The 26163-nt window shown below is 39.5% G+C and carries 31 protein-coding genes and 1 tRNA gene; 19 read left to right on the top strand and 13 right to left on the bottom strand.

Going from position 1 to position 26163, the window contains the following annotated elements:
- Positions 1-51 precede the first annotated feature (51 nt).
- Genes WN948_RS03400 through WN948_RS03390 form a run of 3 tightly spaced genes read right to left on the bottom strand, consistent with a single transcriptional unit; the run spans position 52 to position 2185 of the window.
- The gene (locus WN948_RS03400) at positions 52-1227 is read right to left on the bottom strand and encodes an aminotransferase class I/II-fold pyridoxal phosphate-dependent enzyme (protein ID WP_342305594.1); all 1176 of its coding nucleotides are present in this window, start codon (positions 1225-1227) and stop codon (positions 52-54) included.
- 33 nt (positions 1228-1260) lie between these two features.
- The gene (locus WN948_RS03395) at positions 1261-1752 is read right to left on the bottom strand and encodes an Lrp/AsnC family transcriptional regulator (RefSeq protein WP_342305593.1); all 492 of its coding nucleotides are present in this window, start codon (positions 1750-1752) and stop codon (positions 1261-1263) included.
- 58 nt (positions 1753-1810) lie between these two features.
- Positions 1811-2185, bottom strand: a complete 375-nt coding sequence (locus WN948_RS03390; protein ID WP_342305592.1) for a 30S ribosomal protein S8e — start codon at positions 2183-2185, stop codon at positions 1811-1813.
- 235 nt (positions 2186-2420) lie between these two features.
- Here WN948_RS03390 and WN948_RS03385 point away from each other — a divergent pair, with 235 nt between their 5' ends.
- The gene (locus WN948_RS03385) at positions 2421-3365 is read left to right on the top strand and encodes a ribonuclease Z (protein ID WP_342305591.1); all 945 of its coding nucleotides are present in this window, start codon (positions 2421-2423) and stop codon (positions 3363-3365) included.
- 3 nt (positions 3366-3368) lie between these two features.
- Here the strand turns inward: WN948_RS03385 and WN948_RS03380 are convergent, their stop codons facing one another.
- Together WN948_RS03380 and WN948_RS03375 are read right to left on the bottom strand one after the other, a co-directional pair.
- Positions 3369-3635, bottom strand: a complete 267-nt coding sequence (locus WN948_RS03380; protein ID WP_342305590.1) for a hypothetical protein — start codon at positions 3633-3635, stop codon at positions 3369-3371.
- Between the two features lie 38 nt (positions 3636-3673).
- Complete coding sequence (locus WN948_RS03375; protein WP_342305589.1) at positions 3674-4801, bottom strand: AAA family ATPase; 1128 nt, start codon at positions 4799-4801, stop codon at positions 3674-3676.
- A 168-nt stretch (positions 4802-4969) separates the two neighbouring features.
- On the opposite strand from WN948_RS03375, the gene WN948_RS03370 reads away from it, so the two are divergent.
- The 3 genes from WN948_RS03370 (at position 4970) to WN948_RS03360 (ending at position 8236) form a co-directional block, all read left to right on the top strand.
- On the top strand, positions 4970-7147 hold the full coding sequence (locus tag WN948_RS03370) for a PAS domain S-box protein (protein WP_342305588.1): 2178 nt from the start codon (positions 4970-4972) through the stop codon (positions 7145-7147).
- A 119-nt stretch (positions 7148-7266) separates the two neighbouring features.
- Positions 7267-8058 (top strand): sulfide-dependent adenosine diphosphate thiazole synthase, encoded by a 792-nt coding sequence (locus WN948_RS03365; protein WP_342305587.1) that lies wholly within the window; start codon positions 7267-7269, stop codon positions 8056-8058.
- Between the two features lie 103 nt (positions 8059-8161).
- Positions 8162-8236 (top strand) — tRNA-His (locus tag WN948_RS03360).
- A 512-nt stretch (positions 8237-8748) separates the two neighbouring features.
- Here WN948_RS03360 and WN948_RS03355 read toward each other — a convergent pair.
- Positions 8749-9435 carry a methyltransferase cognate corrinoid protein gene (locus WN948_RS03355; protein ID WP_342305586.1) on the bottom strand — a complete coding sequence of 229 codons (687 nt, stop codon included), beginning with the start codon at positions 9433-9435 and terminating at the stop codon, positions 8749-8751.
- A 251-nt stretch (positions 9436-9686) separates the two neighbouring features.
- Here WN948_RS03355 and WN948_RS03350 point away from each other — a divergent pair, with 251 nt between their 5' ends.
- The gene (locus tag WN948_RS03350) at positions 9687-10940 is read left to right on the top strand and encodes a site-specific integrase (protein ID WP_342305585.1); all 1254 of its coding nucleotides are present in this window, start codon (positions 9687-9689) and stop codon (positions 10938-10940) included.
- Positions 10941-10943: 3 nt separating this feature from the next.
- Here the strand turns inward: WN948_RS03350 and WN948_RS03345 are convergent, their stop codons facing one another.
- Positions 10944-11255: a hypothetical protein gene (locus WN948_RS03345; RefSeq protein WP_342305584.1), complete on the bottom strand. Its 312-nt coding sequence runs from the start codon at positions 11253-11255 to the stop codon at positions 10944-10946.
- Positions 11256-11583: 328 nt separating this feature from the next.
- On the opposite strand from WN948_RS03345, the gene WN948_RS03340 reads away from it, so the two are divergent.
- Both WN948_RS03340 and WN948_RS03335 read left to right on the top strand, forming a co-directional pair.
- Positions 11584-13422, top strand: coding sequence for a hypothetical protein (locus tag WN948_RS03340; RefSeq protein ID WP_342305583.1), 1839 nt, complete (start codon positions 11584-11586; stop codon positions 13420-13422).
- A 325-nt stretch (positions 13423-13747) separates the two neighbouring features.
- Complete coding sequence (locus WN948_RS03335) at positions 13748-14080, top strand: CRISPR-associated protein Cas1 (RefSeq protein WP_342305582.1); 333 nt, start codon at positions 13748-13750, stop codon at positions 14078-14080.
- 135 nt (positions 14081-14215) lie between these two features.
- Here the strand turns inward: WN948_RS03335 and WN948_RS03330 are convergent, their stop codons facing one another.
- Both WN948_RS03330 and WN948_RS03325 read right to left on the bottom strand, forming a co-directional pair.
- A complete protein-coding gene (locus tag WN948_RS03330) occupies positions 14216-14671 on the bottom strand; it encodes a PKD domain-containing protein (protein WP_342305581.1) in 456 nt (151 codons plus the stop codon).
- A 441-nt stretch (positions 14672-15112) separates the two neighbouring features.
- The gene (locus WN948_RS03325; RefSeq protein ID WP_342305580.1) at positions 15113-15898 is read right to left on the bottom strand and encodes a winged helix-turn-helix domain-containing protein; all 786 of its coding nucleotides are present in this window, start codon (positions 15896-15898) and stop codon (positions 15113-15115) included.
- A gap of 175 nt (positions 15899-16073) precedes the next feature.
- On the opposite strand from WN948_RS03325, the gene WN948_RS03320 reads away from it, so the two are divergent.
- The gene (locus tag WN948_RS03320) at positions 16074-16538 is read left to right on the top strand and encodes a hypothetical protein (RefSeq protein WP_342305579.1); all 465 of its coding nucleotides are present in this window, start codon (positions 16074-16076) and stop codon (positions 16536-16538) included.
- Between the two features lie 47 nt (positions 16539-16585).
- Here the strand turns inward: WN948_RS03320 and WN948_RS03315 are convergent, their stop codons facing one another.
- Both WN948_RS03315 and WN948_RS03310 read right to left on the bottom strand, forming a co-directional pair.
- Entirely contained in the window at positions 16586-17119 is a 534-nt protein-coding gene (locus tag WN948_RS03315) for a PEF-CTERM sorting domain-containing protein (protein WP_342305578.1), read from the bottom strand.
- Between the two features lie 321 nt (positions 17120-17440).
- Positions 17441-17920, bottom strand: coding sequence for a hypothetical protein (locus WN948_RS03310; protein WP_342305577.1), 480 nt, complete (start codon positions 17918-17920; stop codon positions 17441-17443).
- A gap of 180 nt (positions 17921-18100) precedes the next feature.
- Between WN948_RS03310 and WN948_RS03305 the strand changes: the two genes are divergently transcribed.
- The 10 genes from WN948_RS03305 (at position 18101) to WN948_RS03260 (ending at position 21570) form a co-directional block, all read left to right on the top strand.
- The gene (locus WN948_RS03305; RefSeq protein WP_342305576.1) at positions 18101-18232 is read left to right on the top strand and encodes a hypothetical protein; all 132 of its coding nucleotides are present in this window, start codon (positions 18101-18103) and stop codon (positions 18230-18232) included.
- The gene (locus WN948_RS03300) at positions 18225-18410 is read left to right on the top strand and encodes a hypothetical protein (protein ID WP_342305575.1); all 186 of its coding nucleotides are present in this window, start codon (positions 18225-18227) and stop codon (positions 18408-18410) included. The genes WN948_RS03305 and WN948_RS03300 overlap by 8 nt, the downstream gene beginning before the upstream one ends.
- Before the next feature lie 120 nt (positions 18411-18530).
- Positions 18531-18794 carry a hypothetical protein gene (locus tag WN948_RS03295; protein ID WP_342305574.1) on the top strand — a complete coding sequence of 88 codons (264 nt, stop codon included), beginning with the start codon at positions 18531-18533 and terminating at the stop codon, positions 18792-18794.
- Positions 18795-19079 carry a hypothetical protein gene (locus WN948_RS03290; RefSeq protein ID WP_342305573.1) on the top strand — a complete coding sequence of 95 codons (285 nt, stop codon included), beginning with the start codon at positions 18795-18797 and terminating at the stop codon, positions 19077-19079. It abuts the gene before it with no gap.
- A complete protein-coding gene (locus WN948_RS03285; protein ID WP_342305572.1) occupies positions 19080-19484 on the top strand; it encodes a hypothetical protein in 405 nt (134 codons plus the stop codon). It begins immediately after the preceding gene.
- A gap of 97 nt (positions 19485-19581) precedes the next feature.
- Positions 19582-19809 carry a hypothetical protein gene (locus tag WN948_RS03280; protein ID WP_342304168.1) on the top strand — a complete coding sequence of 76 codons (228 nt, stop codon included), beginning with the start codon at positions 19582-19584 and terminating at the stop codon, positions 19807-19809.
- A complete protein-coding gene (locus tag WN948_RS03275) occupies positions 19809-19961 on the top strand; it encodes a hypothetical protein (RefSeq protein WP_342305571.1) in 153 nt (50 codons plus the stop codon). The genes WN948_RS03280 and WN948_RS03275 overlap by 1 nt, the downstream gene beginning before the upstream one ends.
- Positions 19962-19997: 36 nt before the next feature.
- Positions 19998-20165, top strand: coding sequence for a hypothetical protein (locus tag WN948_RS03270; protein ID WP_342305570.1), 168 nt, complete (start codon positions 19998-20000; stop codon positions 20163-20165).
- A 4-nt stretch (positions 20166-20169) separates the two neighbouring features.
- Positions 20170-20808, top strand: coding sequence for a hypothetical protein (locus tag WN948_RS03265; protein WP_342305569.1), 639 nt, complete (start codon positions 20170-20172; stop codon positions 20806-20808).
- 303 nt (positions 20809-21111) lie between these two features.
- Entirely contained in the window at positions 21112-21570 is a 459-nt protein-coding gene (locus WN948_RS03260) for a hypothetical protein (protein ID WP_342305568.1), read from the top strand.
- 224 nt (positions 21571-21794) lie between these two features.
- Here WN948_RS03260 and WN948_RS03255 read toward each other — a convergent pair whose 3' ends face one another.
- Complete coding sequence (locus tag WN948_RS03255; protein ID WP_342305567.1) at positions 21795-22454, bottom strand: hypothetical protein; 660 nt, start codon at positions 22452-22454, stop codon at positions 21795-21797.
- 1 nt (position 22455) lies between these two features.
- The gene (locus tag WN948_RS03250; protein ID WP_342305566.1) at positions 22456-23007 is read right to left on the bottom strand and encodes a TIR domain-containing protein; all 552 of its coding nucleotides are present in this window, start codon (positions 23005-23007) and stop codon (positions 22456-22458) included.
- A gap of 561 nt (positions 23008-23568) precedes the next feature.
- Between WN948_RS03250 and WN948_RS03245 the strand changes: the two genes are divergently transcribed.
- Positions 23569-25992 (top strand): type I restriction-modification system subunit M, encoded by a 2424-nt coding sequence (locus WN948_RS03245; RefSeq protein ID WP_342305565.1) that lies wholly within the window; start codon positions 23569-23571, stop codon positions 25990-25992.
- The last annotated feature ends 171 nt before the right edge of the window (positions 25993-26163 follow it).

The raw sequence follows: 26163 nt of genomic DNA, 5'->3' as shown, positions 1-26163 counted from the left end.
TTTATGAAAAATGGAATTAATTATTCCATTACGAATCAAAATAAGCCCGTTTCACAACCCATCAACAAAAGCCCCAATCCTTTCCAGAGCTTTCTCAATCTCTTCCCGGGAAGTTGCATAGGAACATCTGAGGAAACCTGTGCCAGCTTCACCGAATACATCGCCAGGGATTGTGACGACCTTCTGTTCATTCAGGAGACGTTCTGCAAACTGGTCAGAAGTTAAGCCTGTGTTTTTGATGGAAGGAAAAGCGTAGAATGCACCCTTTGGCTCGAAGCAGTCAAGCCCAATCTTGTTCAGACCACTGACGATGAGGTGGCGGCGACGGTCGTAATCACGGACCATCTTCTCCATTTCATTCGTACCGTTCTTGAGAGCTTCGATAGCTCCTATCTGCGCAGTGATGGGAGCACAGAGCATTGAATACTGGTGTATCAGCATCATGGCACTGATGATTTCAGGAGAGCTCATTGCATATGCCATCCTAAAACCAGTCATTGCATATGCTTTGGAAAAACCATTCAACAAAATGGTCCTGTCACGCATCCCTTCAAGGGAAGAAAAACAAGTGTGTCCACCGTTGTATGTCAGACAGTCGTAGACCTCATCGGATATAACCATGATGTCATGTTTACAGACAACATCTGCGATGGCCTCAAAGTCTTTCCTGCCCATAGTAGCGCCGGTTGGATTATTAGGATAATTAATAATAACAGCCTTGGTCTTGTTTGTGATAGCAGATTCAAGCTCCTCGGCAGTCAGTTTAAAATTATTCTCCAGCTTCGTTGAAACAATTACAGGCACACCGCCTGCGAACATCACAGAAGGCACATAGGCCACATATGAAGGCTGGACAACAATAATTTCATCACCTGGGTTGGTGATGGCACGGATCGCAACATCAAGAGCTTCACTAACACCTGAAGTTACCAGGATTTCAGAAGTAGGATCATAATCAACGCCGTACTTTGTTGAAAAATGTTTTGAAAGCTCTTCTCTCAGTTCAATGAGACCATAATTTGAAGTATATGAGGTTTCACCGCATTCTAAAGAATGGATGCACGCTTCCCTTATATGCCATGGAGTAACATAATCGGGTTCACCTACACCAAGAGAGACCACATCATCTATCTCGGATGCAAGATCAAAATAGCGGCGTATGCCCGACGGAGGGACTTTACCCATGACGTCAGCCACAAATTCTGAAGGATTGCATGTTTTTCTCATATATTATACATCCTGCATAATAGGATCCAAAAATCAGGGAGTCACCAGTAAACGTGTAACACGGTCCTGCTCATAAAGAATAACACCATCCTCTTTGTATGTCTTCAAGACAAAATGAGTTGTCGTATGCTGAACCTGCTCAAGAGTGGAGATCTTCTCAGCCACAAAGAAAGCCACTTCCTTCATTGACCTTCCGGATACAGTAAGTGAGATGTCATACTGTCCTGAGAGCAGTCTTACAGAGCGGACTTCAGGGAACTTATACAGGCGTTCAACAAGGTCCTGGTATCCAATTTTTCTCTCAAGGGTCACTTCCAGCTCGATGATCGCATAGACATATTCATCACCTGCCATATCCCAATCAATGACAGTTTTGTACTTGCGGATAACGCCAGTGTCTTCAAGCTCAGTTATCCTTTTGCTTACCTCATCAGCAGCAAGTCCTGTCATGATTGCAATCTTTTCGTGACTTATTCGTGCATCCTCTTCAAGGCATTCCAGAATATGACGAGTTTTATCATCCATATATAGCAACCCCATAATACCAGACGATTAAATTAAAAAATAAAAAAAAGATGCTCGATCATTCGAGCAATACTGCGTTAACTACACCATCCTGACCCGGACGGCTTGTAATCTTTGCACTACCAAGAGATGTTGTGATAACAGAACCCTTAGTAAGGATGTTACGCCTGATGTAGTGCCCATTTGCAGCATTTCCGGTTACATTCTCTATGCTTGCTGTCTGAGTCTTACCCTGTGAATCTGTTACGTTTGCAACATTGCACTGGAGAAGTCTTACTTTCCTGTTTCCGCCTCTGGTTGCAACGTTCTTCCTCTTTGTATCGTGAACGTGAGTGTCAGCTGATTCACGACCAAGCTCGAATTTCCTCTTACCGCGAGCGGTCTTGATCTTAGCACCTGTGTACTTCCTTCTAGATCTACCTTGCCATTTCATGATATATCCTCTTATGATTATTATGTAATTGTGAGTGAATTAATATTAGTAATTCTGTTTAAATCTGGTATGATTTATGGACGTTCCATTAATAATAAGATGCTATATGAACTTAACGAGTGATATCATAATGGAATTCCAGTATAAAATAGAAAGCAACGCAAATATAATTTGCCACATCAATGAATAGCCAGGATAGACAATTCATAAATAATCCAAACTCTTATAGAGAGCTATGCTTCGCATAACATTTCTTGGCACTGGAGGATCCCTACCAACACCTGAACGCAATCCATCAGCGATTATGATAAACCGTGAAGGTGAGCTGATGCTCTTTGATTGTGGAGAGGGAACTCAACAACAGATGATGCGTGCAAAAACAGGAATGAAAGCATTGTCCTCCATATTCATAACACACTTCCATGCAGATCACATACTTGGAATTCCCGGACTTATACAGACAATGTCATTCCACGGAAGAACCGAGCCTTTGAAAATATACGGCCCTCACGGAATACACGAATTTGCCAGAATACTCAGCGCCCTTGGATACTACAAACTACGTTTTAAGATCGATGCCATAGACCTGAATTCTGGAGATGTGATCAAAAGAGATGATTACTCCATTCTGGCCATAAAAACGGAACATAGCATACCAAGCATTGGTTATGCACTCATAGAGAACGAACGGACAGGGAAGTTCAATCGCCAGAAAGCAATTGACCTCGGTGTTCCAGCGGGCCCGCTCTTTTCAAAACTCCACAAAGGAGAATCCGTAGAAATAGATGGAAAAATGATACACTCTAAAGATGTAGTCGGAGAAAGCCGCCCGGGAAGGAAGATAATCTACACCGGTGATACACGACCCTGCAAAGCCATACTGGAAGCAAGCCGGGATGCAGATCTTTTGATACATGAATCCACACTTACAAAAGACCAGCAAGATTGGGCAATAGAATCCATGCACTCTACTGCAGAAGAAGCTGCTACCCTCGCAAAAGAAGCAAATGTCCTGAAACTCGTACTTACGCACATAAGTTCCAGATACTCAGATGATACCACGCAGTTACATGAAGAAGCAAAAGCAATATTCGAGAATGTGATAGTTGCTGAGGACCTCATGGAAATTGACGTACCATATATGAACAGAAAAAAGGAAAAAATACGAAATAAAAAATAAAGCTTAAAGGAAAGTCCAGTCAAGCCTTTGATTATCGGCATCGTAGAGGGAAACTTCCATTTTCATTTCTTCAAGCTCATATGGAAGTGGTTTTACACCGATGTAGAGAATGTCCCCTGGACCATAGGCGAAACCTTCTGCTTTGACCTTGCCGAAATAGACACGCCCCCCAGATTCGATCTCCTGGACAACCACACCTTTCCACATAAGTGTGTCAATCACATTAACGACAACGCACTCAAATCTGTCAGACTCATTTACCTCAGACATATTCCACCGATATATTTGCCAGGTTTAAAAAGATATCCTTATATGTACATCCTATCGGAATTTGAGGGCATTGGAATATTCTTGAGTTTCTTGACGGAAGCAAGCAGATCATCCTGGGTTACACTGTCCCTATCCTCTATGATAACATTATGAAGTGCAGTTTTAAGCACCTTGCCAACAAGATCCCTTCCGGAGAGTCCCTCTGTCATCTTTGCAACTACCTTAAGATCAACATCTTTTGCGGGAATCGGGAAAGTCTGTATATTGGACTCAAGAATTGTAAGGCGTTCTTTTTCATCCGGCAGTGTGAACTCAATCTCTTCTTCAAACCTGCTTCTTACAGCAGGATCTATCGTATCAGTACGATTTGTGGCTCCAATCGTACATACTCCAGGACGTTCCACAATACCATCCATTTCAGTGAGCAGTGCATTTACTATTTCTGCAACATCCCCTCGCAATTCCTGATGCCTGCGGTCAAGAGCAATGGCATCCAGCTCATCGATGAAAAGAATACATGGCGCCATCTCCTGTGCCCGCTCATATAACTGGTGTATCTGTCTGGCACCCTCACCTACAAACTCACCAATGAGTTCTGTAGCCTTCACAGGAATAATAGGTACATGAGCTTTATTTGCCAGTGCTTTTGCAAGCATTGTCTTGCCAGTGCCAGATGGACCATAAAATAGGACGTTTCTGGGAGCCCACTTACCAAATTTATCAGGCGCTTCAAGAAAACGCTCTATCAGTTTACATTTTTTACGTGCATTTTGCTGCCCAATGACATCATCAAAAGTCACATCACTTCTAAAATCAATTGTAGGGATACTACCAACAACGGCATCCCTGACTATTATATGGGTATTCTGTCCAATCACAGAACCCGGCGGTTCAACATCGGCAACCTTGTAGGCAAAGTCAGGATACATGCGCCGGTCAAAAAGATAATCGCCTTTATGGGCCTTGTAACCCTTCCACTGCTCCCTTGCATAATGTTCAAAAACTCCAGGGTCAGATATCTCAGGGTACTCATCAAGGACACTGGCCATTGGATAACCTGCCGGCTCCATTACAAGGAATTCTGCAGTACATTCTGCGGGTTCTGTTGTTACTTCTCTGCTAGATTTCGAGCTGGTTTTTTGGGCTGTACGTACTATGAATATCATCTCTTTTTTCTTCTAATACATGAATGAATTATGAAAACTATTAAAGGTAACCCTTAAAGGTTTCGGAGTTGAGAACCTTTTTACCCAGAAAACATACAAACGAATAATAAATATACTAATTAAAACAATATATATGATACGATGAAAAATGAGCATAAAATAAAAAATATGAAGATACCAGGCGTCGCCAATACTGTATTTATTTTAATTGTCTGTATATTGGGATTTGTATTGCTGGCACCTTTCATAATTACTAAAAATACAAGCTTCATAACAATCAGTTCAGCTTTGATAGTATTCACATTCATCACCATAATCTATGCAAGTAACCATATCGAAAAAAAGAACAAGGAACTTGAAACAAAGATTACTGAACTGGATGATAAAAGGGAAGAGCTTGAATACCTTGTTAAACGCAACACAAAGATAGAGACAATGATATCTTCGCTCATATCAATGTTTATTGCACCAAAGGATGTCGAAGGGACCATAAATGAAACATTGGAAAAGGCAGCCACACTTTGCAACTCGGAAAATAGTTCCCTGATACTATTCAAAAATAATAGCAATCCATACATACCCCATCAATGGAAAAAGTATCAGGATCAGAAAAGCATTTTTGAAAGCGTGACTTTTTCAAATTTCCCATGGCTCGAGGAAAAACTGAAGAAAAAACAAATGATCTTTATATCCAAAGACGTTAAACTTTTGGATATTGCGAATCGTGAAAGAAATATTATAATATCAAGTGGAGTACACTCCCTAATTGCGATACCTGTAGAATCAAATGGTGAAGCTATCGGTTTTATCAGTTTAGAAAATAGCACCGTAATTGATAACTGTTTCCAGGAATATTCCCAGACACTCAAAGTGGTATCAGAACTTGTAAGCATGGCGTTAAGCCATAGGTCTTTCCTTAAAGATATAGCTCTTTTCAAGAATCTTATAAACAAATCTAATGACTTTATCTTCATTATTGACATGGAAAAGATCAGCATTGTAGATGTAAATGAAACAGCATGCCAGAATCTTGGATATACCAGAGAAGAAGTCATCGGCATGGAAGAACACGGCATCTATGAATTATTCAATGATAATTTCTGGGAAAATGATTTTCGAAACATGTTTGGTAACAGCTACCTTGCACCAAGTAAAATACTAACAAGAAAAGATGGAAGCACCTTATGTGTCGAAATAAATGTTACGTTTTCCACTTTGAACCAGTATGATTATGCCCTTGTAGTAGTACGTGACACCACAATTCGCAGAGATATGGAAAGTGTACTTGCAAAGACAAAAGAAGTAATGGAGCTTGCACTTGAAGGTGCAAACCTTGGTACATGGGACTGGAACCTCAAGACTAATGAAGTAATGTACGATGAAAGATGGGCTGAAATGATCGGGTACGAGTTAAAAGACATCGAGGGAAATATCGAAACCTGGAAAGAGATAACTCACAAGGATGACCTCAAACCTATAAATTACAATATCAATCTACATCTGGAAGGAAAAACATCTTTCTTCGAATCTGAATTCAGAGTGAAGAATAGCAGAGGTAAATGGCAGTGGATACTTGCAAGAGGCAAGTTGACAGAATGGGACAAAAATAATGAACCATTCAGATTTACAGGAACAACAATGGATCTTGATGAGAGAAAAAGAGTTGAAGAAGAACTTATCAGCTCAAATGAGCTAAAAGATCTGTTCACTGATATAATGCGCCATGATCTCCTCAATCCAGCAGGAAACATCAAAGGATACCTGGAATTACTTTCAGAAATGGAAGATGAACCCACAAAAACAAAATTCATCATGACTATGCAGAAGAGCAATGATAAACTTATAGAAATGATCGAAACAGCTGCTCAATTTGCCAAATTAGAAGCATTGGATGAACTTGATCTTGTGAGGATGGACATTAAAACGATTCTGGAGAACGTGATAGAACAATTCGACCAACAGTTGTTGGAAAAGAAGACGAGCCTTGAGCTAAATGTAAAAGACAGTTGCCCTGCAATGCTTAATCCAATTGTTGAAGAAATTTTTACAAATTTCATATCAAATGCCATAAAGTACAGCCCTGAGAATACAAGAATAATCGTTGATGTGATCGACTCCAATTATACATGGAAAGTAACTGTAACTGATTTTGGAGAAGGTATAGCAGATAAAGCAAAACCACTTGTATTTGACCGTTTCAAAAGAGTGAATAAGACAGGAGTCAAAGGCAGTGGGCTGGGCCTTGCTATTGTCAAAAAAATAGCCGGACTTCTGGACGGGACAGTTGGTGTTGAAGATAATCCGGAAGGAAAAGGTAGTGTGTTCTGGGTGAAATTAAACAAATAATAAAATGATCCTTTAATTCAATGAGATAGAAACACTTCGCTGTGCCTTCCTACCCATTAACTTTAAGAAAGATAGCACTTATCAGAAATATTTGATATTGATTCTGATGAGGAAATTAAATGGAACTAGACGAAATTGTTATTACAAGAGCTATAGTTGATGAATTTTCAAAGGTTTTTCTTGATTACACTGATGTGGATGTAGCACTTGTAGGTGGAGGCCCTGCAAACCTGGTTGCTGCTAAATACCTTGGTGAGGCTGGACTTAAAACTGCCCTTTTTGAGAAAAAACTCTCAATCGGAGGAGGAATGTGGGGAGGAGGAATGATGTTCCCTCGCATAGTAGTCCAGGAAGATGCAAAACATATCCTTGATGATTTTGACATTGATTACCATGAGTATGAAAAAGGATACTATGTGGCAAGTTCTATAGAATCCGTTGCAAAGTTGATCTGTGGCGCAACCGGAGCAGGCGTAGAGATATTCAATCTTATTGATGTAGAAGATGTGATGATACGTGAGAATGACACTGTTTGTGGCCTTGTGATCAACTGGGGACCGGTTTCCACGGCACGCCTTCATGTCGATCCACTTGCCGTGCGCGCAAAGGTTGTTATTGACGGAACTGGACATGATGCCGGTATTTGCAGCACCGTGCAGCGTAAAGTACCAGGCGCAGAATTTGGCGAACTGGGTGTTGTAGGGGAAAAACCCATGTGGGCAGATGTAGGAGAGCGTATGCTAATGGAAACTACTAAAGAAGTGTATCCTGGCCTCATAGTCACCGGAATGGCAGCTAATGCTGTTGCTGGTGCACCCAGAATGGGACCGGTATTTGGCGGAATGATGCTGTCTGGGAAAAAAGCTGCTGAAATTGCAATTAAAAAACTGAAAGAACAGGGCAGCATATAAAATAAAACAATGTAAGGGTGCTGTTCGAACCCTTTCTAAAGGAAAAGATTTATCTAAGAAACGGACGTCTATAGGGTGCTTTCAAGGAAAGCACCTACTTCGAGCCGGGGTAGGGTAGCGGTTATCCTGTAGCCCTGTGGAGGCTACGATTCGAGTTCGATTCTCGATCCCGGCCCCATATCAACTTTTTTAATACGATTACTTTCATTAAAAAGATGAAATTTTTGTAAAAACCATAATTATCCAGTGAATAGTTTAAATTACACCCCTGCGCTGGAACATGTAATGCCATTATCAGGATTGCTACTGATGGAAATTCTGAATTTTCCTGTTTTGGAGCGATTGCACATATGCAATTCAAAATTGTCCCGGTTTTGAAAATCATGCCGCTTGGATGATTGTTTATTACTATACTGTTTTCAGCAACTCATCCAATAGTACCGGTGTTACTTACAAAAGGTCATATTGCTTTTTCAAAAAAGGAACATCTTAAAATCAAGGTAACTATTCAGCCTGGCACGATTTGCCTATTGGTACTGATTTCATCGAAATAGAGATGTCTGCTCACTAACAATCTAACAATCAAAAAAGCAATCAATAGCAACAATCAAAATAAATGATCCTAATGAAATTTACGTTTCAACTTTTTGTCAAGATTGTTATTGATAGCGTTTTTATCAGGCTGAATAGTTACCTTTCTTTTAGGATACTCCCTATTTTTAGCTTGGGTTTTAAAACAGCATTTAGCTTTGTCAAGACGTCCTTAGTATCAGAGCCATACATGTCAGCGCCAATTTTCATAGCCCATTCAGCAGTCACTGGAGCTCCACCAACCATGGTCTTTACAGCATCGCGAATGCCAGCTTCATTTAGTTCCTTTTCGAGGATCATCTGGTTCATCATTGTAATAGTCATCAGGGCAGACGTAGCTATGACATCGGGGCATATCTGTATTGCTTGTTCAACGAAAGTTTCCACAGGTACATCCACACCAAGGTCGATAACATTATAGCTGTTTATATGAAGTGATGTTGCAATAATTTCCTTACCAATGGAGTGGATATCTCCTTCGATGGTGCCAATAAGTATGGTTCCCTTCGATTTTTTCCGATGAGTTCTTTCAGGTTTCGATGCTAGCAAAATTTTGATTCCGGCATCCATAGCATCAGAAGCTGCAATTATATGAGGCAGGAATACTTTCCCTTCGTCAAACATTTCCTTCAGTTTAATGATCGCAGCGTAATAACCGTTTTCGATAACATACTCAGGTTCAATTCCTGCATCAAGCGCTTCATATGCAACATTCTGGGCCATGGTGTCATTGAGTTTTAGGATCGATTCCATCGCTTTTTCCACAATAATTTCTCTAGCTAGCACTTGCAACCACTTCTTATTTGATATTCAATATTTTTACAGCACCGAATTCTACATAGGCAACAAGCAGTTGTTTTCCGTTTTAATCCTATATAAAACTATCAATTGTTTATAAAAAACAAAAAATAAAATAGGTTATTATTGATCAGCACTTTCTTCATTTTCAGAAAGATACTCCTCGTTGAACAATACATATATTAAGGATGTTCCACTTTCTCTAAAGTTGAGGAAGTGATATCATAGATAGGCGGTCTTTGGAATCTGAGTCTACAATGCAGCGGTTTTATGCTGTGGTTTCTCCTGCTGAACAGACATGGAAAAATTACATTACTGCTATGAGTCACTATACTGATTATACTCAACAAACTCCTACTGAACTCATACAAGAAGCTCAAGATGATATAAGAGCTGGCAAATTAATGACTGAGCGGCAGATATTTGTAAAATTGCCCAGGTTCAGGCAGTATCTTGAAAACGTGAAAAGTACTCGGTGTAGTTTGCCGTTAGCGCCGGGTTCGATAGAGAAATATATCGCTTCTATAGCTACTTTTTATAAGTATTTTTACATAGATACCCCTCACTCGCAGAGAAAAGCGAAAACAAAGCCCTTAAAAGAGCATATGAAAAGAGCCAGTAAAGAAGATATCAGAAAAGCTCTTGATCATGCAAGTATCAGGAATAGAGCAATTATTTTATGTGGTTTGTCTTCTGGGATGGGTGCTGCTGAAATTTCCTCTTTGACATTGAAGTCATTTTATGAGGGTTATGATGAAAATACCGGAATCACTACTTTTGATATGAGGCGTAAAAAGGTAGCTACTGATTTTATTACTTTTATTTCTCCTGAGGCTTCTGAGGCTATTTTAAAATATTTGGAGTGGAGAGATAGGCCGATTATTAATGACAATAGACATGAGTATTTACGGAGGCGTACTACTCCTGATAGTTATCTGTTTGTGTCTGCGAATGTTTCACGCAAGTATTTTGATGATTTCAATGAAGAATGTAGACGACTGACCAGTAAAGCCATTCTTAGCATTTATGCACGTGTTTCAGATGATTCTGGTTTGTCTACTGGGACGGGCTGTTATAATACCCTGAGAAGTCACAACATGAGGAAGTATTTTAATACTACTCTGAAAAATGAGGGATGTGATAGTGATATTGTGGAGTATTTCATGGGGCATACTTTGGGAGATACTAAGGCTGCTTATTACGAGGGTGATCCTGAAAAGCTGAAAAAGATATATGAGAAGTTTGTTGCTCATCTGACAATCTCTAAAGAGCTTGATCTTTCGGATTCTCCTGAGTATCAAAAGGCTATACAGGAAAATGAGATACTGAGCAAGGTTAACGCTCAAAATGTGGTTAAGCTGGATGAAATGGGGACAATGCAGCAACAGCTAAACAAGTTACAGCAGGAGTTTAGTGAGGTTATGAGAGTGAATGCTAAGCATCCCACATTGACATCGTTATACGTGGAAGAGGAAGAAAACGAGATAACATGATATCTACACAAAATACAAATGCTGCCTGTCCGGGCAGTACATATCCATCTCGATCTTTAGCTGCTGGACGATATCACAACAGTATTGTTCCAGGACACCAAACTTATCCTTGAGCATCTTGCAGAGTTCATGCGTGGATATCCCATTGTATACATGACCTGCCAGTTCATGTAATACAGATATTGCAAGCTCTTCTTTTGTGCATGTGTCTGTGATCTCAGCTGAGATAATCTCTGCTGTTGATATTCTTCTGGAAAGCCGAAGGTTGTGGAAGTGATCTTCTCCACATGTGGGACATTTTGTTTTTATGTACATGCTATTCTTCACCCATTTCTACACAATTTGTATAGGTAAAAGAAATATAAAAATTTAATTCTTTCGATTGACAATTAATTTCGATGAGTATTCCAAATCAGATCATTATCCTGTGTTTGTTGAGTTTAAGTTAGGTGGTGATGTGACCTGAGATTACACTGTATGAAGAAAAATGCGAACGGAGATAAACCGTTTACCCTCAATGTTCATGTGAGGGAACGGTTGGAAATGTGGGGATAGTTGACTTTAAACCAACAAATAGAAAGATTTAATTTTAGTTCGGAATATTAAAATATTTGTATACGTATTCACTATAATGTGGTAATGAATGGATTTAAAATATACAAATTTGAAAAAATGTAGGGCATTTATAATTCTGATTCTTTCTATAACGCTTTTTACTTCAATGATATTTGTTGCCTCGGCAGCTACAACTTATGAGTTTCAGGATCCTGAGGGAAAATATACTTTCAAGCTCACTTTTCCTGATGAAGATATAGTAGGATTCGACCCTGTGTGTCATGTTGAAAGATGGGGTGATTATATCAAATTATCCGTTGATCAGACTGGGGAAAATCAGCAGATCGGAGTTGATACTAAAATTGAAGTTGAAGGAGTAGACGTTAAAGAATGGGAGCTCATCAAACGAAGCTATCCCATAAAAAGATATTATAATTCAAGTGACGAATTCGTGTTGTCCTATAGTTCAGGTTGTGATCAGCTTCAATATTGTGGCGTACACGCGCTTTACGCCGTGAAAGTATCGAGTAAAGCACCCAAAGGTTCTGCAATTCTTCGTTTTACTTTAGTGGCTTCAGAAGATGAAACAGATGACTTCTTTATTGTTCCGGCATATGAAGAGATCGAATGTGGTGAAACAATCGATTTCACTCTGAAAAAAGAAAGGAATGGCATCTATTCAGATGTAGATGACAATGAAGTCAAATGGATTGTTGGACAATCCAGATCACTTAGTGATTTTAGAATGAACGTAATTATAGGAACAATTGATAATGCAGGTATTTTAAAATCCAATGCTGGTGTTTTCACTTCCAAGGAGATCGGTACCTGTACTGTTTTCGCCAGAATGGATGGGGAGATCAAAGCCGAGGCTGAAGTAGTTGTAAAATGTCCTTGTGATAAGGAAGGAGACCTTGAGGAGGTGATCCGTCTCTATCAGCTTCGTATTCCCGAAGGCCCATATCACAGGGACCTTAAGGCAGGAAAAGTATGGTCAAGTTTCATTGGTATAAAACCGGGCACCGCCACAAACCTTTATTCTAACTTCAATGATGAATACGGAGAATTTACCTGTGGAGCATATCAACATAAAGTATTGGTATTTCTGAGTAAAATGCAGTCAAATCCCGGAGAATGCCATCTTTTGAGCGGATATGATTTCGGCCCCATAGAAGGCTCATACAGCGCACACCATGCAACCGTTGTATATCCCAAAGGAACTGACTGGAAGAAGACCGGGATGGTCTTTGATCCATGGCCACAACAGAAACCGGAAGTAATGCCCATCGGCGACTGGGAGAAGATATTCTCACCGATCGCAGGCGACACTTCTCCAGGATCCAGACATAAATATAATACTACCAAAGATCCAAATGATTACCAATATGCTGCATGGACCGTGGCTAGTGATATGGTTCAGGACACAGCTTCATTAGTGGGCTTTGGACAATGTCCGGTGAATATTATGATTACTGACAGTAGTCGCCGTCAGATGGGTGTTGTTGATGATGATGAAATGGTCTTTGATATCCCGGGTGCTTTCATTACAAGAATGGCTGATGAAGAGGGTGGATATTTGTGGTATTTTACTCTCCCAACAACTAATGAATATGATGTGGACATAACAGCATTTGATGACGGCGATTTTGAGTTCTTTGTTATGAATACAAATACAGAACAGCTGCAGCATTATGGTGAGCATCCCATAAAGAAAGGTGAGATTGCCGAAGTTGAACTGAGTTCAGAAGACCCAACAACTTCAATGACATTGCCTGACAGCTCAGAAGTGATTCCGATTCTGGAAAAGCCTGTAATTCCTGAGATATCTGGTAATTCTTCAGTGGTCAAAGATAAAGGACTTCCAGGTTTTGAACTCTGGATGGCAGCCTTTGTGATTTTCTTGATTACGCTAGTAAGAAGGTCATAAGTCTAAATGTAGAAAGTGGTATTTTTCCAGGCCACTTTCTTTTTCTTCCGCAAAATAATTTAATTTGGAAGGTACAACCTTACTCTATGAGTGGGGAGATTTGGTGGTATCGTGCCAGTGCTGAGGAGGTATTTAGTCTGCTTGAGGCCGGGAAGATCTAATATGGATAAAGCATCCCTGAGGCTTTCAAGGGATGGGTACAACGAAGTTGCTACTAGGAAAAAGCACGGTATTTTGTGGTGGACAGCTTGTTCAATAAACCACAAACCACTTTTTTGTTTTTTTTGTAGATTTTGCGGTTATCAGTCTGATAGAATCAGAAAGGATGGATAAGAAGGGCTTCATCAGGACTGATAATTATTCTTTCAGGCTTAGACTCAGTGGAGCTAAGAAGCTTACAGAGGAGTTCCAATCTTGGATGAATAAGAAGGTAACATATCAAGATAAGTCAATGATGTGGAGCTATGTTCTTTTACTGAAAACAAGGGAGTTGGCTCAATTCCTGAATGGTAAAAAGAGGACGATTGATTTTACCCATCCTTCCTACAAGATTGAAAGACAGGATACGGATGAGATCAGGAAGACGATTATTGCTATCAGTTACACTGAATGGAAGAAAATGGGTTTTTCTAAGGGTACATTGCATTATATGAAGTAAAATGCTGAGTACGATAAGCCTTTTACGCTTAATGTCCATGTGAGGGGGAGGTTGGAAACGTGGGGTGGATGTTGATAAAGTGATTTTACTTACAATAAAAATAGATTGAGGGTAAAAACCTCCAATAAATTATTTTTAGTCTTTCCTACGCTGGAAGAAGAATGCAAGTCCGAGTATTGCAATTACTGGAAGTGCAATTGTTGGGAACTCTGGGATTTCTCCACATTCATTGACTCTTACTGTGGCATAACCAACGTCAATGGCTCCAACATCATCGGTAACCCTGAGACTGACCACTTTGTCACCGACACTACCCCATGTCCAGTCGACAGTCTCACCCGAAGCATCATCAAATTCTCCATCGTCATCTATGTCCCATTCCCATGAAACAATTGATCCAATAGGATAATCAGGATCATAGGAACCCGAAGCATCAAGGGTTATGATTGAACCTACGCAGCTTTCATAAGGACCATTGGCATCTGCCACCGGTGGATAGTTTAGTGGAGTTGCTGCTGCATTTCCCGCAAACATTATCAGAATTATCAAGGCTACGTCTATACAATTCATCATATTTTGTTTAATTTTCATTTTCTTACCACCCACCAATTCATATTGAATACAATATGCTAACATGACATTTCGATTTCTGTGCATAAATACGTTTGTTTTACAGTATACTATATTCTTTATGAAACTATGATTCGAATCATTGTTCATTAAAAAGTTAACAGAGCTAATCTGAATGATATAATGTCAAGGGATACAAAACACAGATTATTTCAAAGCAACAGTTAAAATTAATTCAATATCTACCAAATGAATGATACTACTGGTTTAAATTTATCGTTGCGTTTTTTGGTTATTACTATTACCCCCTCCCTAATATGCGGGGATATAGGTAACTATAAAAAACGCAACTCTTAATCTAAATTAAATATGTTTTGTTGAAATGGACAAAACAAAAAATAACCAGTTATTAAAAATTATAACTGTAATAACAAAATTAAGGATTAATGCAAAAAAGGTTAATCAAATTTCGGTTATTGCTGTAGAATATTTTAGGCAATAATCAAAAAGTTCTTTTCCCCATTCTAATGCCTCTTTACCATCACAGAGGATATATCTTGTATCATGTTCACCATTGTTTTTTAACAGCCTCATCATAAAGTAATAGTCGTTACATGCAATGCCCAAAAAACTCATATTTTCAAGATATACAGAAAAATGAAAGAACTCACTTTTAATTAATTTTTTAAATAGTGTGGAGTGCTCAGTTCTAAATTGGTCAAGCACAGATTGAGGTACTATCAAATACACATTTACATTGTTTGATATCATATTTGATATAAATTGAGGAAACAAAGGATGGTAAAATGTCACAATTCCATAATGTGTTTTTGAAATAGGGGATGTTTCCTGAATTTCTTCATTGAGTTTATATATATCTACATAAGGAGGAGTTATAATCTTGCATTTTCTAAGTTCATCTATGCGTTGCAAAAGGTGAGGAGGAATAAAACTAAGATTGCGAGTTCCCCAGTAATCAATATCATTCTCAAAAAGTTCAATAGTATTCAATAAAGGGACCATCTCATCAACAACCAGTTTCCCAATAGTTGTTAGTTCATAGTTATCACCATAGTGAAACACAAGGTAATGCTCTTCTAAGATCTTCATCTGAGGAAGCAGTGCATTTCTTGTTGTGTCCAGAGCCTTGAGGAGAGCTTCCATCTTCAGTTCTCCATTCTGTAATAACAGGAGTACATTTTTCCTTTTTTCAGATGCAAATACTACGTCAAGTAAATGTTTTTTCATTTATTGCAGGTCTCCTCAAAAATAATTTTAATGTATGGTAGGAATAAGACTCTGACATCATTCCAGCGTTAATAAACATAAAGTTGTATTTATAATAATTTATACAAGTATTTTATTATTTATTTAAAGTTTTTTTTGAAAAGTTAGTAGTCTCCTCACTGCCGGAGTATTCAAATTGAGTTTTCCTTCACCTGTAAAACCTTTAGCTCCTTTCTCTAATGATCCTCAGAGTAGTGTTTATGAGTCTTTTATTGATTATGAAACAGGAGTGATCAAACAAGGATCTCATTATTTCAAGCAACTTAGCAGGACAATAATAGAGTATGCTAATCATCTTGAATCTAAGTTTGATGGGGATATTGGAATATTGGAAAGGAAACATGTTCATGCAGAAGGTATCCGCTATATTGGAAAGGAAGCCAACAATATTGATGAAGAGGAATTAGAGCTTCAGAGAGCACAAACCTTCGTTGATGAGGAATCAATCAAACTGCAAATACTGGCTCTGACTCCAAAAGACGCAAGAGAATATGGAATTAAACACAGGAGCACACTCAAGAGGATGAAGGACAGGATTTTGAGTGGTGGTAAATTCAATTTCAGGACAAAGAAGGTGAAGAAGTTGGTAAGTGCATTTTAATTCTTTATTAATATTAAAATAGATGGAGGATTAAAACCTCCAATCAATTATTTATAATCTTTTCTATGCTGGAAGAACAATGCCAGACCAAGAACTGCAACTACTGGGAGAGCAATGGTTGGGAATTCTGGAATTTCGGTATCTTCCACACCGAAATAGTGGCTAGGATCAGTATCAGATACTAGCGTCTCACCATACTCACCCCTCGCAGTACCCACATTTGTGTATAAGCCCAGTGCAGCAGAACCTATCTCAGTAGCATCAAATGTAAAGGACTCGCCTACCGAGAGGTTGCCGACATTATATAGAGGATCACCAATCTTATCGTCAGCAACAACAACATTGGTTAAATCTACATTGCCGGTATTTGTTACTGTATACGTCCAAGTAACATCGCTACCAACAAGAATCTCTGGAGCATCGTCCGAATCATCGGCATCAACCCCGTTGGTAGATTTCTCGATATCAATCGATGGGTTTGCCGGGTCAAATGCTACTGCATTTCCAACAGACATTATCATTAGTAATAATGTAATGGTAAAAATGCTCAATTTGTGTGTATTCATTTCTATTATTTTCATTTTCGTACCCCCAAATCATATGTTCATAGAATATGACTATATTTTAAATTCGGTTTTCAAGGTATTATAACATTTTTAATTTTATTTTAAAAATAATGTTGTCAATAAAAAATAGAAATCACGTAAAAAAAAGGCAATTTTAAAAAAAACCATTAATTATTTGTATAGATTTTTTGAAGATTATTGTATCATCGACTTAAAATAGCGTTGCATTTTTTGGTTATTACTATTATCCCTCCATAATATGCGAAGGGTGCAATCCGAACCATAACTATTCGGTGGTGTACTCATAGTTTATACAATAAATAGAAAAACTGGAGATTATTCTATAATCTCGATGTCGTCTTCCTGTATGTTAACGGTCTTTGAGGATGATGCTGAAGGGTTTTTATGTACACGCTTTATCTTAATGTTATCTGACGTTGGTTTTTTAGTCTCATCTAATAGCTCTTTTAGATATTTTCCGGCTTCCTTGGATAACTTTAGGGCTGAGGTGGTATCTCCCTCTGCTTCTGCATATTTAGTTTGCTGTTCTAAATTACTGATGATTCGCTCTAGAACCTGCGCACGACTGTATTTGGTGTCGTAAGAAGGTGATTTGAATTCATTAACATTATAATGTTTATTTTTGTCAATATCTGTGCTAGATTCATGTTTCTCGAGTAAATCACTGCATGCCTTGAATATAAAAGCCGATTTTGTACGGTATTTATCAGGATGATCTGCTACAAAATGTTCAACCTTTTTTTTTAATTCTGTGCCAATACTTGCGTTGATTGTCCCGCTTGTTGTGCTTGCCATGTTCTTATTGTTATTTTGTAACCCAGAATACTAAAAGCTGATTGACAGTAATTGCCAAAAACTGATAAAAAATATAGCAAAAGGTTCTTATATTTGCCAAATAATAACAAATATTGTCAAACACTGAGGGTGATTTAAATTACCAAAAATAAAGATGATAAACAGTTTGTAACTATCGAAATGCCGGTTGATATGGTGGAGGGGCTCAATGCTCTGAAACCGGTCTATGGAAGCAGAAGCCATGCTGTGCGGGTTTTTGTGGCAAATGGTTTGAAATCAGAAAATGACAAAGAGGTGTCCTGTCATGCCTGATAAGATCGTTGTTTCCGTAGGTGGCAATAGTGCGGCCTTCACTGCAGAAGAGGCTCATGAGCTGATAAACGATTATAAGCGTAGTCCTATTTTGCAGAATGGTATAACACGAGAATGCAAGATAATTCAGAACGCTGTAGGACAATTAGAAATAGCAATAATGGGAGGCATGATTTGAATGAGTTTTGACGAGCCATCAAACCAAGTCTCCAATTTAAAAAACAGTGAGAAGAGCAATAAAAGTAACGGTGCACATGTCGAAAACTTAGCACTTCTAGATCAAGGAGATCTTGACATCATGCTTGCAGAAGTAAATTTAAAAACTGCAAGCCTGAATGCATACTTTTCTATCCTGCGATCTCGCATAGATGCAGTACTTCACAATGAAACGGCGGACCCTTGTTTAATAAACCCCACTCGTACCACAATCCCCATGGGGTCCGCTCTTACATCTCCTCTAATTACCCGTGAAGATATCGAGGATTTCAAAAGAACAGAACTTGCAAAGCTCGGCCTTGATTACGTCCCTCGGGTACTAGCAGAGTTTCAGGAGGGAGAGTAAATGAAACTTACTCCTGACGTACGTGTTCGCTGGGTAATTGCAGACCCAGACAATGAGACTGGTTCTAATATCATCCTAGGATTACATCCTGACCAGATATCCAGCGCCAACATTCGCATAGATGATGACTGTGTACACGTGTCCTGGCTGGAGATTGTTCCTGGGTGGAAAGCAGAATTATATGGCTATTCAAAAGCTGCTGTCCGTTTAGGGATAATAATCCTGTCAATTTTGTACTTTTGGACATTTAGTGCCGTTGTATTTCAATCATTGGGAGTGATCTGAATGATCTCTGATCAACCCTGTTCTGATTGTGCTGAGATCTTCCCTGATCATATTCCTGTAATTACAATGGAAGTACGTATTGTTAGCAAGCTTACAGGCATACCTGCAGAGAAGCTGCAGGAAATCAAGGATGCACCAAAACCAGAAGATGGACCATTCACTTCTGAGATTGTTAACTATCGTGAAGCTTATCATTTTTTGCTTGGTGCTGTTTCCGGATCAGTTCTCACAATAGGGTATGTGTTCTATTTTCCCTTTGGTATGGCCATGCAGATCTACGCAGGATTCATGCTGCTGCTTATATTATTTGCATTGCTGGCAGGATGGAAGGCCACACGTGCCAGGTACATAGAACACTACAGCAAATATCTTGCTCCAGAACCCTCTGAGGGAGGTGATGAGTAATGTGCTGCTGGAAGAGATTCATAGAGATCTATTCACGTGAGAATTTCAAGGATCCAGATAATAGCCAGGATCAAGAAGTAAACGAGGTGGTGTACTGATGTCTGGTTTCGAGCTTACTCAACAAGAGATGATCAACTGGAAAAGGTTCCAGAAGATCACAAAAAGAAAACCTGCAGAACCACTCAAAAATATACCTGTTAAGCGCAGAGAGGAGGCTGTGGATCTGTACCTTGAAAGCAAGTCTCTAGGACATGTGTGCAGCCAGTTGAAGATGGCCAGGGGAACACTGACCAAAATACTAGACCTTTATGAGGTAGTGTACTGATGGCAGCTCCTAATATTCCTATCTGTGCTCGTTGTGGCTTCACTACAAAGAACGCACGTATGACCGACGAGGGTCTGCTTTGCTCTCCTTGTTATTCTTCTTATTGCGAAGAGCGGGCAGAATACCCAACAGATGATGTGTGGTGTTACTGATGTCTGACGTACTAAACCATGCAGACATTGAGCTGGATGTTAAAGAAGACCAATCTTTACAGCAAGCTGCCAAAGCTTGCCACAGGAAGATCCGAAGGGTCAAGCACCGAGGATTTAAGAGTCACATTCGAGCCTGTTCTACCTGTGGTCACTACATCTGCAGATACCAGGATCTCAAACGAAGAGAAGAAATCAAGGGGGTGATGCAATGACAGGACCACTAAAAGGAGCACATCCTGCAACAGGCCTCTGCAGGAAAGTAAAATGCAAACATCTTCTACCTGAAGAGATTGACACCGTAAGAGGTCCTCGTATCAGCTGGTATTGTGGCCTTACCAATAAAATCCCTGGAAACATGGGAGAATGTCCTCTGGATGCTCCAGAGGAAGTCATGAAGGTCCTTGCAGTACGTCAACCATGGGCTTCCCTTATTGCCATGGGAATTAAGGTATTGGATATCCGGTCCACAAACTGCCACTATAGAGGACCAGTGGCAATCTATGCAACCCGGGGAAATGTTCGAAGGAAGGATCGCAAATACTTCGAGGAGGTCTTGGGAAGGAAGATCTCCACACTTCCCCATGGAAAGATTCTGTGTGTGGTGGATATATCCGGAACGATTCCTTTTAACAACCCGGAGAAGTTTGCTGCATATTCAGAGTGTCACTATCTAAGTCCATTCTTTTTTGAGAAGGATATGCATGTATATGGCTGGATCTTCCAGAACGTAAGACATGTGAAGCCAGTTGTGGGTTTCAAGATGCCAAAGGGCTGTATAAACTGGTCGAAGATAAGAGCCAATGTGATTGAGGCATATCTGCCTGTAGTCCAGGAAGTGACAGCATGATAGTCCTGGATATTTTTTATGATTATTTCCAGAAGGATCTCCTATGTTTCCTCTGGAATGCTTTGACTAAGATAGGAGTGTGATTTTCGAGAACTTGAATACGAATACGTACCCATACGTATCCCATAAATCTCCGGACCTCTAACACGTATCGCTATGCTGCGGCGTAGCCTAAGAGGTAACTGAGCCGAGGCTTTGTTGCCTTGGCATGCGTACGTACCCATACGTACGTATGCGGCTCTCGTTTTTTTCCGGGTATTATTCAATTTGAAAATCGACACGAAATGTAGGAGGTGGCATTATATGAAAATTAAAACTACAACTTCTATTGATCCTTATTTAAAATCATCATTTGAATCAACTCAATCACTCCATAACAAAAGCTTCTCGGAAGTTTTGGAAGCAGGAATCCAGCAGGTACTGAAAGATGTATCTCCGCTAGAATATGTACAGCTTACTATTTCCCAGAGGGAGCAGGAATTATCTGAGCTCAGATCAAAGCTTGCTGAGCTTGAGGTCTTGGAACGGCAAAAGAAGGCAAGTAAAAAAGCGGATTCTGAAATAGATAGGGGATTAGATATCTATCTCGAAGATTTCAGAAATAAGAGATTTGCAGACCATGTAGACTCTGCTGTGAAAATGCTTAGAAAAGGTTCTGAGCCAAATTGGAAAAACATGGCTCCACGGTATCAATTCTCAAACGTAAATGATTTTAAAAAATGGTTTTTTGGAAAGATGAATGAAGAAGGTATTGTCATATGATAGCTCCTTTCCATAGGAAAGTAAGAGATGTTATACTAGCAGTATGGCAAGCGTAGCAATTGAAGATTTTTCGGCTCTGTAGAAATCCTCTAAATAATGGGATAAATAATTGTGCACAATTACACCGGATGTACCGTTGATATTAGCCTATCTTATTTAATTATACCAGAAGATGATATTTATATAGTTTTTCTACAGAGTCAAACAAAACTATAAGTTTTAAGTTATTTCTTCAAAGTCCCGCATTCTCCAATTATGAACGTATGCAATTGTTCAGAATAATCTATTAGCAGTTGATTCACTTCTCTCATTGATTCTATCAACTCAGTATATTCTGGAAAGTTTTTCTGAATCATTTGAGGACTTTGGCCTTTCATTCCTTCTGTCTCTAACTCTTCTTCATACCATTTTCGAAATGTTGCCTGATATTTTGTTAGATGAGGTCTTAATCCCATATTTAATATATCAGTTGACATCTGAATCAATTGATCTGAATTTCTTCTGTCTTGAAGACTTTTACCAGATAATTGTTTTAATTCTTCTCTTGTAACTTTAAATAATTGATACCAGGAATCATAGATTTCTTTTATAACATCATGCTCATAATCAATAGGATTGGCTGCTTTTCTTGTAATGAGTTCTGTGTATATTCTATGAGCTATTTCCAGATTTTCATAATTTCGCTGAATTTTGTATTTTACACGTGGACCTTTCAAGCTAAATGATATTTCAGCAAGTTCTGGATTGGATTTAATCTTTTTAAGAATTCCAAAATGCAATATCAGATAGACACCGGCAATAAAAAGTAAAATCCATATGTTCATTTTCATTATGATAAACGAAGAATTATAATGAAAATCAACAAATTGTATTGTTTCATTCATATTAATATTGCCAACAAGTTCCAGTGCGATTGTTTGCGAAATTAGGATATGTGTTAATTGGATCTATTATATTCCTGCGATCAAAAGCTTCATGTATCCATTTTTGAATTATTTTAGGATCTTCGTTCCAATTGTAAATCTTAGCAAACTCGCATTCCTCTTTTAAATTCTCATAAAGTCTGGGAGGTATCGTATATTGGTTATATCTATCTTTAGAGGAACGTGGATATGTTGGAAGTAAAATACCTATTAATCCAGAGCGGGAGCTGTTTTTAGTATCTCTGATACTAGAACTTATTTCCCAATCAACATGCTTTCTCTTCCATGTTTCAGCACCTATCAATACAACAGTAACTGTCGAGTCACTTAGGTAATCATCTCTTATTTTTCGCCTAATTGTGTCCGTTGGCAAATTTGAATCAATATCTCCAATCTGGACAGATTTTATCACAGAAATGTTTGAATCGCTTATTAGTTTTTCAAATTTGTCTCGATAGTCTTGATCATTTGCATGATGATAGCTAACAAATACTTTGTGCACTTTCGTTGGCATTGTAAATCACTCTAACTTATGTTGTTTTATAAATGTACAGTAGAATATATTTATATTGTATGTATTTATACTATTTAAATTTATATTAAGTGCATCGGTAATATTTTGCGTTTATAAACATTTCACTCTTAAGAAGTAAAAATTGACTTTAAAAGCTGGGTGTTATTTTCTACATAACAACTTCAAAAAAAAATGATGTAAACAATTAAGCTGTCATTATTACAAAACATTCAGACACTCTTTGCCCTTCGCCCCCAAAATCTCGGTTCGGCAAGTTTTTTACAAGCATTTTTCAACTTGAAACTATGTAATATTCTTAGTAAAATGAACACATTTATTACTTTTGACTATCATCATCGGATAGTACTATATAAAAGGTTGAAAAAGCATGAACCAAAACGAAAACCACATTTCAGATTATATGTGGAATGTGGGCGAAGAGGAATATACCATTAATATCGTCCCAAACATTCAGAGTTCGTTAACAATACTTTCAATCTGCAACAGTTTTTCTCATTTTCAAGCAACCATCTCAAAGTCAACAATCATTGGTGATCTTACATGGCCCTAAAAAAATCCGAACTTTACTCCTCTCTCTGGTCCGGTTGCGACGAGCTTCGTGGCGGAATGGATGCTAGCCAGTACAAAGACTATGTTCTCGTTCTGCTTTTCATTAAGTACGTCAGTGACAAATACGCTGACATGCCTTTCGCTCCCATTAAGATTCCACAGGGTGCGAGTTTCAAGGACATGGTTGCACTTAAGGGCAAACCGGATATTGGCGATCAGATCAATAAGAAAATTATTGGTCCATTGGTCAATGCCAATAAGCAATTGTCAGATATGCCGGATTTCGACAACGAGTCAAAGTTGGGTAGTGGAAAAGAAAAGGTACAAAGACTCACCAATCTTATCGCCATCTTTGAGAACCCTGCGCTTGACTTCTCAAAGAATCGTGCTGAACATGATGACATTCTTGGTGATGCTTACGAATACCTCATGAGACACTTTGCTACAGAGAGTGGCAAGAGCAAAGGACAGTTCTATACTCCATCTGAGGTCAGTCGCATTATATCGCAGATTATCGGTATCCGCAATGCAGAGACTACAAGTGCCACCTCCGTATATGATCCCACCTGTGGTTCTGGTTCATTGCTCTTGAAGGTTGCAGACGAGGCAAAAACAAAGGTGACTTTGAACGGTCAGGAAAAAGATGCTGCGACTTCAGGTCTTGCTCGCATGAACATGATTCTGCATAACAATGCTGAGGCTCTTATTGCGCAGGGTAATACCTTAGCTGATCCAAAGTTTAAGGAGAGAATAAAGGAGAATAGCGAAACTAAAGAAATTCTCAAGACCTTTGATTATGTTGTGGCTAATCCCCCCTTCAGTGACAAACGATGGAGTACCGGGCTGGCACCTCTCGATGACCCTTATGAGCGTTTCAAGCCCTTTGGAGTTCCACCTGCAAAACAAGGAGATTATGCATATCTTCTGCATATTGTCCGTTCCCTTAAGAGTACAGGCAAAGGTGCATGCATCTTGCCACACGGAGTGCTGTTCCGTGGCAATGCCGAGGCTGACATTCGTCGTGCACTGGTACGCAAAGGTTACATCAAAGGTATCATTGGTCTTCCCGCCAACTTGTTTTATGGGACGGGTATTCCGGCCTGCATTATTGTTATTGACAAGGAAAATGCCCAGGCTCGTAAAGGCATATTCATGATAGATGCCAGTGCGGGTTTCATGAAGGACGGACCTAAGAATCGTCTTCGTGCCCAGGATATACACAAGATAGTTGATATTTTCACAAGGCAGGCTGAGGTTCCTAAATATTCACGGATGGTCAGCTTAGAGGAGATCGAGAAGAACGAGTTCAACCTGAATCTTCCCCGTTATATTGACAGTCAACAGGCTGAGGACCTTCAGGATATCGAAGGGCACCTGCACGGAGGTATTCCTTGCGCTGATATAGATTCACTTAAGCGTTACTGGGATGTCTGTCCGCAGCTTCAGCAGGCTCTGTTCAAAGAAAAACGTCCCGGTTATATGGAGCTTATTGTTGACAAATCAGCAATCAAATCCACGATCTACCAACATCCTGAGTTTGCAGACTTCATTGCCAGCATGAACGAGCATTTTGCCCAGTGGCGTGCGATATCATCTACAAAGCTTCGACAATTGGAGGCTGGATCCCACCCGAAGGAGATCATAGCTGGGCTTTCTGAGAACCTGCTTACTCACTATGATGGTAAGCCGCTCATTAACCAATACGATGTGTATCAACACCTGATGGACTATTGGGTTGAAACGATGCAGGACGACTGCTATTTCATCTCCGCCGATGGCTGGACAGCTGAGACCTACCGCATAATTGAGAAGGACAAGAAAGGTAAAGAGAAGGATAAAGGCTGGACCTGCGACCTTGTGCCTAAGCCGCTTATCGTGACTCGCTACTTCGCTAAAGAGCAGGAAGCTATCGACCAGATCACTGCTGAAATGGAAAGCGTTACCGCCAGCAAGACCGAGCTTGAAGAAGAACACGGAGGCGAAGATGGCGCTTTTTCCGAACTGGACAAAGTGAACAAAGCCAATGTCACTGCTCGCCTGAAAGAGATTAAAGGTGAGAAGGAGGCAAAGGATGAAGTTGCTGTACTCAATGCCTGGCTGAAACTGGCCAACGAAGAAGCTGGCCTTAAGAAGAGTCTCAAGGATGCCGAAACTGCCCTTGATACAAAGACCTATGCTCAATATCCTAAACTCAGCGAGGACGAGATAAAAACGCTGGTGGTGGATGACAAATGGCTTTCAACACTTGATTCAGACATACATGGGGAGATGGACCGTATCAGCCAATCCCTTACTCAGCGTGTGAAAGAGTTGGCAGAACGCTACGAAACTCCAATGCCACAGATGACAGAGCGTGTGGCTGAGCTGGAGTCGAAAGTGAACCAACACCTGGAAAGGATGGGGTTCAAGCTATGAACTCTGAGAATGATTACGGCTTTCAACAACTCGTGGATCTCTGCACACAGATGCATCAGGAGATACAGCAAATTCCGCAGACGATGTCTGCGAAATCTAGGGTGTGTAAAATTAGTCCGCAAACAGTTGACCAATTATCCGGATTCCGTTTTAATTCAGTTAAATCTGGCA

The sequence above is a fragment of the Methanolobus sp. ZRKC5 genome, assembly GCF_038446525.1.
Classification (GTDB): Archaea; Halobacteriota; Methanosarcinia; order Methanosarcinales; family Methanosarcinaceae; genus Methanolobus.
Note: the sequence above shows the minus strand (reverse complement) of the source record. Positions and strands in the feature narration are given on the sequence as shown.